We start from the raw sequence: 14,977 nt of genomic DNA, 5'->3' as shown, positions 1-14,977 counted from the left end.
CGGTAGCCGGTGTCCACGCCGTTCTATGTCTCACCCCAGCAGGCCATGGCCGACCGGGCCGAGTACGCCCGCAAGGGCATCGCCCGCGGCCGCAGCCTCGTCGTCCTCCAGTACACCGACGGCATCGTCTTCGTCGGCGAGAACCCGTCCCGTGCCCTGCACAAGTTCAGCGAGATCTACGACCGGATCGGCTTCGCGGCCGCCGGCAAGTACAACGAGTACGAGAACCTCCGCATCGGCGGCGTGCGCTACGCCGACCTGCGGGGCTACACCTACGACCGGGACGACGTCACCGCGCGCGGCCTGGCCAATGTCTACGCCCAGACCCTGGGCACGATCTTCTCCAGCGCGGGGGAGAAGCCGTACGAGGTGGAGCTGGTCGTCGCCGAGGTCGGCTCCGAGCCCGAGGGCGACCAGATCTACCGGCTGCCGCACGACGGCTCGATCGTGGACGAGCACGGCTCGGTCGCGGTCGGCGGGAACGCCGAGCAGATCAGCTCGTTCCTGGACCAGCGGCACCGGGACGGCATGACGCTCGCCGAGGCCCTGAAGCTGGCCGTGCAGGCGCTGTCGCGGGACACCAACGGCACCGAGCGGGAGATCCCCGCGGAGCGCCTGGAGGTGGCGGTCCTGGACCGGACGCGTCCGCAGCAGCGCAAGTTCAAGCGGATCGTCGGCCGTCAGCTGTCCCGTCTCCTGGAGGCGGACAACGCGGCGGCGGCGAAGACGGACGAGCCCTCGGACGAGGCTCCCGAGGAGTAAGCCGAGAATCGCCCCGAGGGGCCCGGTCCACAGGGACCGGGCCCCTCGGGCGTTTCCGGGCTCAGGAGGCCGGTGCGGGGCCCGAGGAGCCGCGGGCGACGAGGGAGACCGGCAGGGCGACCGGTTCGGGCCGTTCGCCCGCGAGAACGGCGAGGAGCGCCTCCATGCCCCGCCGGCCGAACTCCTCGGCGGGCAGCCGGACCGTGGTGAGCTCGGGCTCGACCGCGGTGGCCAGGGTCATGTCGTCGAAGCCCGTGACCGAGAGGTCCTCGGGGACGCGCAGTCCGAGCCGGCGGGCGACCTTGAGGACGCCGACCGCGAGGATGTCGTCGTCGCAGATCACCGCCGTGGGTCGGGGGCCGGGGGCGCCGAGCGCGAGGTTGGCGGCCGACCAGGCGTCGGCGGCGTTGAGCGGCGACCGTACGGTGCGGAGCTCCGTCCCCCGCAGGGCGTCGGCGAGGACGGCGGCGCGGACGTCGAAGGTCCAGGAGGGGACGGCGGACGCCAGGTGCAGGAAGCTGCGGTGGCCGAGGGCGAGGAGGTGGTCGGTGACCCGTCGCATGCCGTCGGCGACGTCGAGGTTCACGTGTGCGGCGGCCGCGGGGTCGGTGGGGTCGCTGTCGAGCATGACGAGGGGCAGGTCGGTGCCGCGGAGGGCCTGGAGGGTGTCGGCGGCCATGGAGGAGGCGATGACGCCGTCCAGGGCGGCCTGGGCCGACGCGAAGGGGTCGCGGGCGGGGCCGACGCCGTCGGGGGAGGGGTAGAGGACGACGCCGAAACCGTGCCGTGCCGCGGCGAGGGCCGCGCCCGTGTAGACGTGGGCGAAGAACTCGTTGGTGAGGGCCGGGACGACGAGCATGGCCGTGCGGGTGCTGCCGAGGCGCAGGTTCCGTGCGGCGACGTTGGGCCGGTAGCCCAGTTCGTGGGCGGTGGCGCGGACGGACTCGGCGGTGCGCTCGGAGACCCGGCCGCGCCACTTCTCGCCGAGGACGAGGGAGACGGTGGCCTGCGAGACGCCCACCGCCCGGGCCACGTCCCTGCTGGTCGGGCGGGCGCCGCCGAGGGGGTCGTGGGACTGCACGAGGGGCCTCCGCGTGGGACGGTGGTCGGGGGGAGTGGGGGCGGGGTGGACCCCGTTCACGCCGACATGGTACGTATGACTCAGGACGTTATACGTAAAACCCCGGCTGGGTTCCGGGGCGATGGGAGGGTGACATGGCCACCGAGGCCCCCGCGCACGGCGGCTATCTCGACATACTCCGGGCGCCGCACGCCGCCCGGCTGCTCGCCGGAACGCTGGTGGGGCGCCTGCCCAACGGCACCGGGCCCATCGCCATGACCCTGTTCGTCCGGGACCAGGGCGGCAGCTACACCCTGGCCGGCGGCCTGATCGCGGCCTACGGCGTCTCCAACGCCGTCGGGCAGCCGCTCCTCGGCCGCGCGGTCGACCTCAAGGGCCAGCCCCGCGTCCAGCTGCCCGCCGCCGTCCTGTCCGCCCTCGGCATGGCCCTGTTCGCCCTCACCGGCATCGGCCACCTCGCGCTCGCGTACGCGGCCGTCGTCGTCGCCGGGCTCTTCACCCCGCCCCTGGAGGGCGGCCTGCGGGCCCTGTGGCCGAGCGTCCTGGGCCGTGAGGACCGGGTCCACCGGGCGTACGCGCTCGACGCCGTCGCCCAGGAGGTCATGTTCACGGTCGGCCCGCTCCTGGTGACCCTCCTGGTCGCCCTGCGCTCGCCCGCCGCCGCCCTCCTCGTGATCAACGTCCTGGGGGTGCTCGGCGCCCTCGCCGTCGTCCTCTCCGAGCCGTCCCGCACCTGGCGCTCCGCCGCCCGCGAGGCCCACTGGCTGGGGGCCCTGCGCTCGCCCGGGCTCCTCGCCCTCCTCGGCTCGTTCTTCTTCGTCGGCCTCGCCCTCGGCTCCATCACGGTCGCCGCGGTCGCCTACGCCGACGACCGTGGCGCGCCGTCCGTGTACGGCTGGCTGATGGCCGCCCTGGGCCTCGGCGCCCTCGCCGGCGGTGTCCTGTACGGCGCCCGGCAGTGGTCCGGGGCGCCCGAGCGGCGGCTGAGGGTCCTCGTGGGCCTCCTCGCGGTCTGCTACCTGCCGCTGATGCTCACCCCCGGCCCCGTCGCCATGACCGGCCTCGCGGTGCTCTCCGGGGTCTTCCTGGCCCCCGCCCTCGCCTGCGCCTTCATCGTGGTCGACCGACACGCCCCGAGCGGCACCGTCACCGAGGCCTTCTCGTGGCTCGTCACCACCTTCGGCGTCGGCGCGGCCCTGGGCTCCGCCGTCGCGGGACCCGCGATCGAACTGGCCGGAACGGTGGCCGGGTTCGCCGTGGCCGGCGCGGGCGGCCTCGTCGCGCTGCTCGTCCTGCTGGCCACCGGGCGTGTCCTCACGGTCCCCGCGGTGACCGGCACCGCCGCGCGACACGCCGACGGAGGGACGGTCCCCACCGCCGTACACGCCGAAAAGAACGCGCACTGATCGGAAAATGATCGAAACGGGAACGCCCAACCCGGTTTCAGCGCACGCCGTCAGGCGTAATGTTCAGACATGGACCGCCGCATTTTCGGGCTGGAGAACGAGTACGGCGTCACGTGCACGTTCAGGGGACAGCGCCGACTGTCTCCTGACGAAGTGGCGCGCTACCTCTTCCGCCGTGTCGTGTCATGGGGCCGCAGCAGCAATGTCTTCCTGCGGAACGGCGCCCGCCTGTACCTCGACGTGGGTTCGCATCCGGAATACGCCACACCGGAATGCGACAACGTGACCGAACTGGTCACCCACGACAAGGCCGGCGAGCGTATTCTCGAGGGCCTGCTGGTCGACGCCGAACGCCGCCTGCACGAGGAGGGAATCGCGGGCGACGTCTACCTCTTCAAGAACAACACCGACTCGGCCGGAAACTCCTACGGTTGCCACGAGAACTATCTCGTCGCCCGCCACGGGGAGTTCTCCCGGCTCGCGGACATCCTCATTCCGTTCCTCGTGACGCGGCAGCTCATCTGCGGCGCGGGAAAGGTCCTCCAGACCCCGCGTGGCGCGGTCTACTGCGTCTCCCAGCGTGCCGAGCACATCTGGGAGGGCGTCAGCTCGGCCACCACCCGCTCGCGGCCCATCATCAACACCAGGGACGAGCCGCACGCGGACGCCGAGCGCTACCGCCGGCTGCACGTCATCGTCGGCGACTCCAACATGTCCGAGACGACCATGCTGCTCAAGGTCGGCGCCACCGACCTCGTGCTCCGCATGATCGAGGCGGGCACGGTGATGCGCGACCTGACGCTGGAGAACCCGATCCGGGCGATCCGCGAGGTCAGCCACGACATCACGGGCCAGCGCAAGGTCCGGCTCGCCAGCGGCCGTGAGGCCTCCGCCCTGGAGGTCCAGCGCGAGTACTACGAGAAGGCCGTGGACTTCGTCGACCGCAGGGGCATCCGCTCCGGCACCGTCGCCCAGGTCCTCGAACTGTGGGGCCGTACGCTCGACGCGATCGAGAGCGAGCAGCTCGACCGGATCGAGACCGAGATCGACTGGGTCATGAAGTACCGGCTCATCGAGCGGTACCGGGCCAAGCACAACATGACCATGTCGAACCCGAGGGTCGCGCAGATAGACCTCGCCTACCACGACATCCACCGTCGTCGCGGGCTGTACTACCTGCTCCAGAAGAACGGTCAGGCGGCCCGTATCTGCAACGACCTGAAGATCTTCGAGGGCAAGTCGGTGCCCCCGCAGACCACTCGGGCCCGGTTGCGCGGCGACTTCATCCGCCGCGCCCAGGAACAGCGGCGGGACTTCACCGTCGACTGGGTCCACCTCAAGCTCAACGACCAGGCGCAGCGAACGGTGTTGTGCAAGGACCCGTTCCGCTCCGTCGACGACCGGGTGGAAAAGCTGATCGCCGGAATGTAGGCGGATCGTATCGACCCGTGGGGCCCCGCACGTTCGGCGTGCGGGGCCCTCGACGTGACAGGAGGAGCGCCTAGAGTGTCGGCACAACTACTGTGCCGTCTGAGATCTGAGGAACACGTGCGCCGACTTGCCGGCCTTCTCGTCGTCCCGCTGCTGCTGCTCACCACAGCGGCGTGCGGCAGCGACGACAAGGGCTCCGATTCCGCCTCGATGACGAACGGGCTGCCCACCATCACCGCGGGGCAGAAGTTCGGGGAGAAGCCGACCCTCGCCAAGGGCGAGGGCGACCCGCCCAAGGAACTCAAGGTCAACGTCATCAGCGAGGGCAAGGGCCCGGTGACGAAGAAGGGCGACGCGCTCCAGGTGAACTACCTGGGCCAGGCCTGGGACTCCACCACCCCCTTCGACAACAGCTTCGACCGCGGTCAGCCCTTCGACCTCACGCTGGGCGCCGGCCAGGTCATCAAGGGCTGGGACCAGGGCCTGGAGGGCCAGAAGGTCGGCAGCCGCATCGAGATCGGCATCCCGCCGGAGCTCGGTTACGGCGCGCAGGGTCAGGGCGACATCAAGCCCAACGCCACGCTCGTCTTCGTCGTGGACATCCTGAAGGCCGTGACGATCCCGAAGTCCGCCACGGGCACCCCGGTCGCGCAGGACAACAAGGACCTCCCGAAGGTCGGTACGAACACCGACGGCAAGCAGCCGTCGCTGACGGTCCCGAAGACCGACCCGCCGACCAAGCTCGTCTCGAACTACGTGCTCGAGGCCAACGGCGAGGCCGTCAAGGCCACCGACACGGTCGTCGTGAACTACGTCGCCGCCCTGTGGAAGGACGGCAAGGTCTTCGACTCGACCTACACGACCGGCAAGCCGGCGAACTTCCCGCTCCCGCAGCTGACGCTGAAGGGCCTCAAGGACGGTCTCGTCGGCAAGAAGATCGGCAGCCGTGTCCTGATCGTCGCCCCGCCGTCGGAGGCGTTCGGCAACGAGGAGAAGCAGGGAATTCCGAAGAACTCGACCCTGGTCTTCGCCGTGGACATCCTGACGAAGATGTAAGACTGTCCCGATCGCGCAGTTCATCATCGCGACGTTCATCAGTTTGAGGAGCAGTTCAGTGAGCATCGAGAAGCCCGAGGTCGACTTCCCGGGTGGCGAGCCGCCGAAGGACCTGGAGATCAAGGACATCTGGGAGGGCGACGGCGAGGTCGCCCAGGCCGGTGACTTCGTGAAGGTCCACTACGTGGGCGTGTCCTTCGACTCCGGCGAGGAGTTCGACGCCTCCTGGAACCGCGGCACCCCGCTCGACTTCCACCTCGGTGCCGGTCAGGTCATCCAGGGCTGGGACCAGGGCGTGCAGGGCATGAAGGTCGGCGGCCGCCGTCAGCTGGTCATCCCCGCGCACCTCGCCTACGGCGACCGCGGCGCCGGCGGCAAGATCGCCCCGGGCGAGACGCTGATCTTCGTCTGCGACCTCGTGGGCGTGACGAAGCGCTGACCTGGTTCAGGTCGTTCGAGGGCCCCCGCCGTCCACGGCGGGGGCCCTCGGCTTTGGTCCCGACACCCCGGGGCGGTACGGTCGGACGTCTGACTAGCGGAACCGGCGGAAGGGTGCGGGGCGTCGATGGCGATTGCCAAGTCCGAGCGGCTGATGAATCTCGCGCTGTGCCTGCTCGGGACACGCCGCCCGCTGAGCAAGCGGGAGCTCCGCGGCTCGATCGAGGCGTACCTCGAAGCGAGCGGCGACGACGCCTTCAACCGTATGTTCGAGCGGGACAAGGATGATCTCCGGGAGCTCGGTCTGGTCATCGAGACCGTCGAGAACCTGGACGGCGAGACCGGCTACCTGGCGCGCCGCGACTCCAACCGGCTGCCGCCGATCACCCTCGACGCCGAGGAGGCCGCCGCGCTGGGTCTCGCCGCCAAGGTGTGGCAGCAGGCCCGCCTCGCCGGGGCCGCCAGCGGCGCCCTCCAGAAGCTCCGCGCCGCGGGCATGCCCGAGGCGGGGGACTCGTACGACGGCCAGCCCAGCGCCCTCGAACCGCGCATCCCGGTCCACGAGGCCGCCTTCGAGCCGCTCATGCTGGCCTGCCGGGACCGCCGGCCCGTCGTCTTCGACTACCGCAAGGCCAACGCCGTCCGCCCCGAGACCCGCCAGGTCGAGCCCTGGACCCTCGAGTGCTGGCGCGGTCACTGGTACCTGGCCGGCTGGGACCGCGACCGCGGTGCCGAGCGCGTCTTCCGGCTCTCCCGCATCACCGGCAAGGTCCGCTCGCGCGCCGGCGCCTTCACCGCGCCCGTGCCGGACGTCGTGACCGTCCGCGAGACCGTCGAGAGCTGGGCCGGCGAGACCGCCACCCGCTCCGCCCGGATCCGGCTGCGCGCCGGCTGCGGCTACCCGCTGCGGGCCCGCGCCCAGGCCGTGACCGAGGGCGGCGACGGCTGGGACGAGCTGGAGATCCCGTACGGGCACGGGCTCGACGCCTGGCTCGTCGAGTTCGGCCCCGACGTCGTCGTACTGGAACCCGCCGATCTGCGGGCCGATGTGGTGGAGCGGCTGCGCGCCGTGGCCAAGGGCTGAGGGGGAGACGTACCGCATGGCTGCCAACGCGATCGACCAGACGAGGCGGATGCTCTCCCTCGTCACCTATCTCCGTGAGCGCCCCGGCGCGCACGTCGCCGATGTGGCGCGCGCCTTCGGGATCACCGAGGACGAGCTGATCTCCGACCTGGACGTGCTGCCCATGTGCGGCACCAGCTTCCGGGGCGGCGACCTCCTCGACATCGACACCGACGGCGACCGGATCTGGTGGCACAACCCCGACGACGTCGCCGCGCCGCTGCGGCTCGCCGCCGACGAGGCCACCGCGCTGCTCGTCGCCGCCCGCGCCGTCGCCACCCTGCCGGGGCTCCGCGAGAGCGACCGGGACGCCCTGCTGCGCGCCACCGCCAAGCTGGAGGCGGCGGCCGGCGAGGCCGCCGGGGCCAGTGCCCGGCTCTCGGTGACCTTCGAGTCCGAGGGCGGGGTCTTCGCCGAGGTCGACCGGGCCATCTCGGAGCGCAAGCGGCTGTGGGTGCGGTACTACTCGCCGGCGCGCGACGAGCTCACCGAGCGCGAGGTCGACCCGATCCGGCTCTTCGCCGTCGGCCACACCTATATGGAGGCGTGGTGCCGGCTCTCCGAGGCGCGCCGCACCTTCCGGCTCGACCGGGTCGTCGAGATCCGGATCCTCGACGAGCACGCGGCGCCGCCGGAGCTGGAGCTGCGCGATCTCTCCGAGGGGCTGGTCCAGCCGTCGGCCGACGACCCGGAGGTCGTGGTCGAGGTGGGGCCCGGCGGTCGCTGGGTCGCCGAGTACTACCCGCACGACCGGGCCGAGGAGCTGCCGGACGGCGGGCTGCGGATCACGCTGCGGACGCCGGACCCGGCCTCGCTGCGCAGGCTGGCGCTGCGGCTGGGCAGCGACGGGCGGATCGTCGCGCCGGCGGAGCTGGCCGACAGCGCGCGGACGGCGGCGGCCGCCGCGCTCGCCGCGTACGAGGGTGTGTGACGTTCCCCGCGCCCGGGACGCTGTTACTGACGTGACCGCGCCCAGGACGTGGTGACCGTGCGACAGGGCGCTGTCGCCGATGTGATGCCAGAGTCGAGAGAGATGAGGGAGATGTCCGTGATGCACGGTTTTGCGGCGTCCATGGCCCCGGTCCTCTTCAAGGCCGCCTGTCCCGACTGTCGCGCGCGCTTCGAACTCTCCGCGAGCGCCCTGCGCCTCGCCATCGGGGCGAGCCGGCGCACCACCTTCTACTCCTTCACCTGCCCCGAGTGCGGCAGTTCCGTCCGCAAGCCCGCGGGCGAGCGCATCGTCGAACTCCTCACCGGCGGCGGTGTGCGGACCCTGCGCCTCCACACCACCGTCTGAACGATCCGTACGCGCCCAACGTCTAGGCTCAGCACATGTTCTGGCCCATGCTCGCCATCGCCCTCGGCTTCCTCGGCCTCGCCGTCCTCGGTGTCCTCGCCGTCCGGGTGTTCCTGGAGGTCCAGCGCCTCGGCCGTCAAGTGGCCCGCACCACACAGCGGATCCAGCAGGCCGCCGAGGAGCTCGAAAGCGCCGCCGTCGGACTCGCCAGGACCGGCGAGACGCTCCGCTGAGGCCGTGCCGTACGCTGCGTGAAGAGCCCCGGTCAGGGCCCGTGGGACGCAATCGGGAGTATGCACGGGCATTGCCCCGCGTTTACTCCTGCGGGTTACGATCGCAGGCAGCGCGGTGGCCGGACGCATGTCCGACCCGCCGGGCACGCACTCCATGTCGCCTCGGTGAAGAAGGTAAACAGCTATGGGTAGGCTCGGCCCCACCGAGATCATTCTGATCCTCGTCGTCGTGATCCTCCTGTTCGGCGCCAAGAAGCTCCCGGACATGGCCCGCTCGCTGGGCAAGTCGGCCCGCATTCTCAAGAGCGAGGCCAAGGCGATGAAGTCGGACGACCAGCAGTCCGCCCCCGCCGACCCGCCGCACGCCGGCACGCAGGAGCCCGCCCCGCGCACCATCCAGGCCGCTCCCGGCGACGTGACCAGCGCGCGTCCCGTGAGCGAGCCCTCGGACACCACCAAGCGCTGACCCGGTCCGCCGCGGCCGCCGCACCGGGCGGCGGCCTGCCGCACGAGATGAGGACGTGGGTTGCCCAAGTCTGCCCGCAAGCAGGAGAAGGATCCCGAGGGCCGGATGCCCCTCGTGGAGCACCTGCGTGAACTCCGCAACCGACTGGCGAAGGGCCTCCTCGCCATCACGGCGGTGACGATCGTCGCCCTCGTGTACAGCGAGGAGCTGCTCCAGTTCCTGTCGAAGTCGGTGCCCAAATGCCCTCAGGGCGTCACGAGTGACGGCGGCAACTGCGCGGTCGTCACCTTCAACACGCTGATGGCCCCCTTCAGCACCACGATCCAGGTGTCCCTGACGGCGGGCCTCGTCCTCGCCAGCCCCGTCTGGCTCTACCAGCTATGGGCGTTCGTCGCCCCGGGGCTGCACAGGAACGAGAAGAAGTACACGTACGCCTTCGTCGGCGCGGCCGTGCCGCTCTTCGGTGCCGGCGCCTACCTCGCGTACCTCATCCTGCCCGTCAGCGTGAAGGTCCTCATCAGCCTCACGCCCAGCGGCTCCGCGAACCTCCTGGCGCTGAACGACGTCCTCGACTTCACCCTGCGCATGGTGCTCGTCTTCGGCCTCGCCTTCGAGCTCCCGCTCGTCCTGGTGATGCTCAACCTCACCGGAGTCCTCTCCGGCCGGCGCATGGCCGGCTGGTGGCGCGGCGTGATCATGGGCGTCTTCGTCTTCGGCGCCGTGATCACCCCGACCACCGACCCGGTCGGCATGCTCGCGCTCGCCGGGCCCATCACCATCCTGTACTTCGGGGCCGTCGGCTTCTCGCTCCTGAACGACCGGCGGCGCAGGCGCGCCAACCCCGACGCCGAGCTCGACGACGACGAGGCCTCCTCGCTCGACCTCACCCCGGAGACGGTCGGTGCCGTCGAGCCCGTGGGTGCCGCCCGCGCCCTGCCCGAGCAGGCCACCGGCGAGCACGGCGCGGCGAGCGCGCAGCGGCTCAACGGTTACGACGACATCACCTGATCCCCGCGACGCGCCCAGGCACACGGAAGGCCCTCCGGAACGCTCCGGGGGGCCTTCTCCGTGCCCCGGAACCGAGCCCTCCACATCCCCTCGATAAAGATCGCGTCACTGTCAGAGGTGGCGGGTAGGCTCGACAACAAGATGACAGAGGACCTCACACCAGCCCAGGCGTACGCGGCCGCCCTCGCCCGCAACGCCGAGCAGCGCACCGCACTGGCCCCCTTCCGCGAGCTGTACGACTTCGGCCTGGACCCCTTCCAGATCGAGGCGTGCGAGGCACTCGAAGCGGGGAAGGGCGTACTCGTCGCCGCGCCCACGGGCTCCGGCAAGACCATCGTCGGCGAGTTCGCCGTCCACCTCGCCCTCACCCAGGGCCGCAAGTGCTTCTACACGACGCCCATCAAGGCGCTGTCGAACCAGAAGTACGCCGACCTCGTCAAGCGGTACGGCCCCGACAAGGTCGGCCTGCTCACCGGTGACAACAGCGTCAACGGCGACGCCCCGATCGTCGTCATGACCACCGAAGTCCTCCGCAACATGCTCTACGCGGGATCCCAGGCCCTCTCCGGCCTCGGATACGTCGTGATGGACGAGGTCCACTACCTCTCGGACCGCTTCCGCGGCGCCGTCTGGGAGGAAGTGATCATCCACCTCCCCGAATCCGTCACCCTCGTCTCACTCTCCGCGACCGTGTCCAACGCCGAGGAGTTCGGCGACTGGCTCGACACCGTCCGCGGCGACACCGAGGTCATCGTCTCGGAGAGCCGCCCCGTACCCCTCTGGCAGCACGTCCTCGCCGGACGCCGGATGTACGACCTCTTCGAGGAGGAGACCGACCACGGCGGCCGCGGCGCCTCCCGGCGCGAGGTCAACCCCGACCTCCTCCGCCTCGCCCGCACCGAGAACACGCGCACGTACAACCCGCGCGACCGGCGGCGCGGCAAGATGGTCCGCGAGGCCGACCGCGAGCGCGAGCGCCGCCAGCGCTCTCGCATCTGGACCCCCGGCCGCCCCGAGGTCATCGAGCGCCTCGACGCCGAAGGGCTCCTGCCCGCCATCACCTTCATCTTCAGCCGCGCCGGCTGCGAGGCCGCCGTCCAGCAGTGCCTCTACGCCGGACTCCGGCTCAACGACGACGAGGCACGGCTGCGCGTCCGCGAGATCGTCGAGGCGCGCACGGCCGCGATCCCCAGCGAGGACCTCCACGTCCTCGGCTACTACGAGTGGCTCGAAGCCCTGGAGCGGGGCATCGCCGCCCACCACGCCGGCATGCTCCCGACCTTCAAGGAGGTCGTCGAGGAGCTGTTCGTCCGCGGCCTCGTCAAGGCCGTCTTCGCCACCGAGACCCTCGCCCTCGGCATCAACATGCCCGCGCGCACCGTCATCCTCGAGAAGCTCGTCAAGTGGAACGGCGAGCAGCACGCGGACATCACCCCCGGCGAGTACACCCAGCTCACCGGCCGCGCCGGCCGCCGCGGCATCGACGTCGAGGGCCACGCCGTCGTGCTCTGGCAGCGCGGACTCGACCCGGACCACCTCGCAGGACTCGCCGGCACGCGCACGTACCCGCTGCGCTCCAGCTTCAGGCCCTCGTACAACATGGCGGTCAACCTCGTCGACCAGTTCGGCCGGCACCGCTCCCGCGAGCTGCTCGAAACCTCCTTCGCCCAGTTCCAGGCCGACCGCTCCGTCGTGGGCATCTCGCGCCAGGTCCAGCGGAACGAGGAGGGGCTCGAGGGCTACCGCGAGGGCATGACCTGCCACCTCGGTGACTTCGAGGAGTACGCGCGGCTCCGCCGCGACCTCAAGGACCGCGAGACCGAACTGGCCCGGCAGGGCGCCGCCCAGCGCCGTGCCCAGGCCGCCAGCTCCCTGGAGAAGCTCAAGCCCGGCGACGTCATCCACGTCCCCACCGGCAAGTTCGCGGGCCTCGCCCTCGTCCTCGACCCGGGCATCCCGGCCGGCCGCACCAACGGCCACCGCGGCTTCGAGCACCACGACGGACCGCGCCCCCTCGTCCTCACCGCCGAGCGGCAGGTCAAGAGGCTCGCCTCCATCGACTTCCCGGTCCCGGTCGAGGCGCTGGAGCGCATGAGGATCCCCAAGTCCTTCAACCCGCGCTCCCCGCAGTCCCGCCGCGACCTGGCCTCCGCCCTGCGGAGCAAGGCCGGGCACATCAACCCCGAGCGCCACCGGCGGCAGCGCGCCGCCGCGGCCGACGACCGTGAGATCGCGCGGCTGCGCACCGAGATCCGCGCGCACCCCTGCCACGGCTGCGACGAGCGCGAGGACCACGCCCGCTGGGCCGAGCGCTACCACCGTCTCCAGCGCGACACCCAGCAGCTGGAGCGGCGCATCGAGGGCCGTACGAACACGATCGCCCGCACCTTCGACCGGATCGTCGCGCTCCTCACCGAGCTCGACTATCTGCGCGGCGACGAGGTCACCGACAACGGCAAGCGGCTCGCCCGGCTCTACGGCGAGCTCGACCTGCTGGCGAGCGAATGCCTCCGCGACCGGGTCTGGGAAGGCCTCACCCCGGCCGAACTGGCCGCCTGCGTCTCGGCGTTGGTGTTCGAGGCGCGGCAGGCCGACGACGCCGTCGCGCCCAAGCTGCCCACGGGCAACGCCAAGGCGGCGCTCGGCGAGATGGTCCGGATCTGGGGCCGCCTGGACGCCCTCGAAGAGGAGTTCAAGATCAACCAGGCGGAGGGCGTCGGCCAGCGCGAGCCGGACCTCGGCTTCGCCTGGGCCGCCTACCAGTGGGCGTCGGACAAGAGCCTCGACGAGGTGCTCCGCGAGGCGGAGATGCCCGCGGGCGACTTCGTCCGCTGGTGCAAGCAGGTGATCGACGTCCTCGGGCAGATCGCCGCGGCGGCGCCCAAGGAGAACAGCACGGTCGCCAAGAACGCCCGCAAGGCGGTGGACGCGCTGCTGCGCGGCGTCGTCGCCTACAGCTCGGTCGGCTGACGGACAGGTGGTTCCCCGTGGGGCCCGTGGCGCATGCGCCACGGGCCCCACGGCGTTGCTGCCGTCGGCGGGAGCGGTCGGCGGGAGTGATCGGCGTGCGGCGGTGGGCGTGCGGCGGTGGGCGCGCAGCCCTTGGCGTGCTGTCTTCGGCATGCCGCCGACAAGGGTTGTCCACAGGTCGTTGTCCACAGGGGTGGCGCGGGGGACGGCGCTTCCGCTTGCATGGACTCGCAAGCAGGGGACGTCGGTTGGGGAGGGGAGCGCGGATGACCACGCAGGCCGGTCCGGACGCCGGGACGCGAGACGAAGGGCAGCCGGGGGAGGCGCCGGAGCGGGGCCCGGCCCCCGTCTTCGCCGACGGGCCGCGAGGTGTGCCGCTCCTCGGCAACCTCCCCGCCTTCGGCAAGGACCCCCTCGCCTTCTTCGAACAGCTCCGGGAGCGCGGGGACTTCGTCCGCTGGCGCTTCGGCCGGGGTCCCGCCCTCTTCATCGCCCATCCGGAGAACATCGGCGAGCTGCTCACCGAGGTCGAGCGCACCTTCGACCAGCCCGACCTCGGCATCGCGTTCCGCACGCTGCTCGGCAACGGCGTGGTCGTCGCGAAGGGCGCGGACTGGCGGCGCAAGCGGTCCCTCGTCCAGCCGTCCGTCCGCCCCAAGCAGGTGCGGTCCTACGCGGCGACGATGGCCGAGTGCGCCGTGGACCTCGCCGACCGCTGGACCGACGGGCAGCAGGTCGACATCAAGAAGGAGATGGCCGCTCTCACCCAACTCGTCGCCGTCCGCACCATCTTCGGCGTCGACACCGCCGCCGACGCCGAATCCATCGGCCGCGCGATGGACGTCGCGCAGAAGGAGATCGGTGCCGAGTTCAGCGGCATCGGCGCCCTGCTGCCCGACTGGGTCCCCACCCCCGGACGTGCCCGGATCAAGCGGGCCACCGCCGTCATCGACGCCGAGGTCTCCCGGGTGGTCTCCCGCCACCGGGACGGCGACACCGACCGCCCGGACCTGCTCAGCCGGCTCCTCGCCGCCCGTGACGAGACCGGGGCCAGCCTCTCCGACCAGGAGATCCGCGACGAGACGGTCACGCTCTACATCGGCGGTCACGAGACGACGAGCTCCACCCTGGTCTGGGCCTGGTACCTGCTCTCCCACAACCCCCGGGTCCGTGCGGCGCTCACCGAGGAACTCGACCGGGTCCTCGCCGATCACGAGCCCGGGTACGACGACTACGCCTCCCTCACCTACACGCAGGCCGTCATCAAGGAGACCCTCCGCCTCTACCCCACCATCTGGCTCCTCACCGGCATCGCCAAGGAGGGAGCCACCCTCGGCGGCACGCCCGTCCCCGCCGGTACGCGCGTCTGGTCCAGCCAGTGGGCCACCCACCGGGACCCCCGCTGGTACGGCGATCCGGAGGCCTTCCGCCCCGAGCGCTGGCTCACGGGGGAGGACGGCGAACCGGCCGAGCAGATACCGGAGTACGCCTGGTATCCCTTCGGCGGCGGGCCTCGCGTCTGCCTGGGGACCCGCTTCGCCCTCGTCGAGGCGGTCCTCGTCCTCGCGGTCCTCGCCCGCCGCTACCACCTGGACCTCACGACGGAGGAGATACGCCCGGTCCCGAGCCTGACCCTCCAGCCGGACCGGGACGTCCTGGCCACGGTCCGCGCCCGGAAGCGGGACGCGAGGGGGTGAGCGGCTATC

At 71.4% G+C, this 14,977-nt stretch carries 14 protein-coding genes; 13 read left to right on the top strand and 1 reads right to left on the bottom strand.

The window, feature by feature from the left end:
- Positions 1–9 precede the first annotated feature (9 nt).
- Positions 10–762, top strand: a complete 753-nt coding sequence (prcA, locus tag AB5J54_RS08575) for a proteasome subunit alpha (RefSeq protein WP_093876954.1) — start codon at positions 10–12, stop codon at positions 760–762.
- Positions 763–823: 61 nt separating this feature from the next.
- On the opposite strand, the gene AB5J54_RS08570 is transcribed toward prcA, so the two are convergent.
- Positions 824–1,843: a LacI family DNA-binding transcriptional regulator gene (locus tag AB5J54_RS08570; RefSeq protein ID WP_369143286.1), complete on the bottom strand. Its 1,020-nt coding sequence runs from the start codon at positions 1,841–1,843 to the stop codon at positions 824–826.
- A gap of 134 nt (positions 1,844–1,977) precedes the next feature.
- On the opposite strand from AB5J54_RS08570, the gene AB5J54_RS08565 reads away from it, so the two are divergent.
- The 12 genes from AB5J54_RS08565 (at position 1,978) to AB5J54_RS08510 (ending at position 14,968) form a co-directional block, all read left to right on the top strand.
- Positions 1,978–3,249 carry an MFS transporter gene (locus AB5J54_RS08565; protein WP_369143285.1) on the top strand — a complete coding sequence of 424 codons (1,272 nt, stop codon included), beginning with the start codon at positions 1,978–1,980 and terminating at the stop codon, positions 3,247–3,249.
- Positions 3,250–3,318: 69 nt separating this feature from the next.
- A complete protein-coding gene (pafA, locus tag AB5J54_RS08560) occupies positions 3,319–4,680 on the top strand; it encodes a Pup--protein ligase (protein ID WP_369143284.1) in 1,362 nt (453 codons plus the stop codon).
- A gap of 117 nt (positions 4,681–4,797) precedes the next feature.
- Positions 4,798–5,736, top strand: coding sequence for an FKBP-type peptidyl-prolyl cis-trans isomerase (locus AB5J54_RS08555; RefSeq protein WP_369143283.1), 939 nt, complete (start codon positions 4,798–4,800; stop codon positions 5,734–5,736).
- Positions 5,737–5,794: 58 nt separating this feature from the next.
- The gene (locus tag AB5J54_RS08550) at positions 5,795–6,175 is read left to right on the top strand and encodes an FKBP-type peptidyl-prolyl cis-trans isomerase (protein ID WP_369143282.1); all 381 of its coding nucleotides are present in this window, start codon (positions 5,795–5,797) and stop codon (positions 6,173–6,175) included.
- A gap of 126 nt (positions 6,176–6,301) precedes the next feature.
- On the top strand, positions 6,302–7,258 hold the full coding sequence (locus AB5J54_RS08545) for a helix-turn-helix transcriptional regulator (protein WP_369143281.1): 957 nt from the start codon (positions 6,302–6,304) through the stop codon (positions 7,256–7,258).
- Positions 7,259–7,274: 16 nt separating this feature from the next.
- Positions 7,275–8,228 carry a helix-turn-helix transcriptional regulator gene (locus AB5J54_RS08540; protein ID WP_369143280.1) on the top strand — a complete coding sequence of 318 codons (954 nt, stop codon included), beginning with the start codon at positions 7,275–7,277 and terminating at the stop codon, positions 8,226–8,228.
- Positions 8,229–8,330: 102 nt separating this feature from the next.
- On the top strand, positions 8,331–8,594 hold the full coding sequence (locus tag AB5J54_RS08535) for a hypothetical protein (protein WP_369143279.1): 264 nt from the start codon (positions 8,331–8,333) through the stop codon (positions 8,592–8,594).
- A 35-nt stretch (positions 8,595–8,629) separates the two neighbouring features.
- Positions 8,630–8,827 carry a hypothetical protein gene (locus AB5J54_RS08530; protein ID WP_369143278.1) on the top strand — a complete coding sequence of 66 codons (198 nt, stop codon included), beginning with the start codon at positions 8,630–8,632 and terminating at the stop codon, positions 8,825–8,827.
- A gap of 184 nt (positions 8,828–9,011) precedes the next feature.
- On the top strand, positions 9,012–9,293 hold the full coding sequence (tatA, locus tag AB5J54_RS08525) for a Sec-independent protein translocase subunit TatA (protein ID WP_369143277.1): 282 nt from the start codon (positions 9,012–9,014) through the stop codon (positions 9,291–9,293).
- Between the two features lie 105 nt (positions 9,294–9,398).
- Positions 9,399–10,301, top strand: a complete 903-nt coding sequence (gene tatC, locus AB5J54_RS08520; RefSeq protein WP_369149262.1) for a twin-arginine translocase subunit TatC — start codon at positions 9,399–9,401, stop codon at positions 10,299–10,301.
- Between the two features lie 141 nt (positions 10,302–10,442).
- Entirely contained in the window at positions 10,443–13,271 is a 2,829-nt protein-coding gene (locus AB5J54_RS08515) for a DEAD/DEAH box helicase (RefSeq protein WP_369143276.1), read from the top strand.
- Positions 13,272–13,537: 266 nt separating this feature from the next.
- The gene (locus AB5J54_RS08510) at positions 13,538–14,968 is read left to right on the top strand and encodes a cytochrome P450 (RefSeq protein WP_369143275.1); all 1,431 of its coding nucleotides are present in this window, start codon (positions 13,538–13,540) and stop codon (positions 14,966–14,968) included.
- Positions 14,969–14,977 lie beyond the last annotated feature (9 nt).

This window comes from Streptomyces sp. R44 (assembly GCF_041053105.1).
Classification (GTDB): Bacteria; Actinomycetota; Actinomycetes; order Streptomycetales; family Streptomycetaceae; genus Streptomyces.
This window is presented reverse-complemented; position numbering and strand designations above follow the sequence as displayed.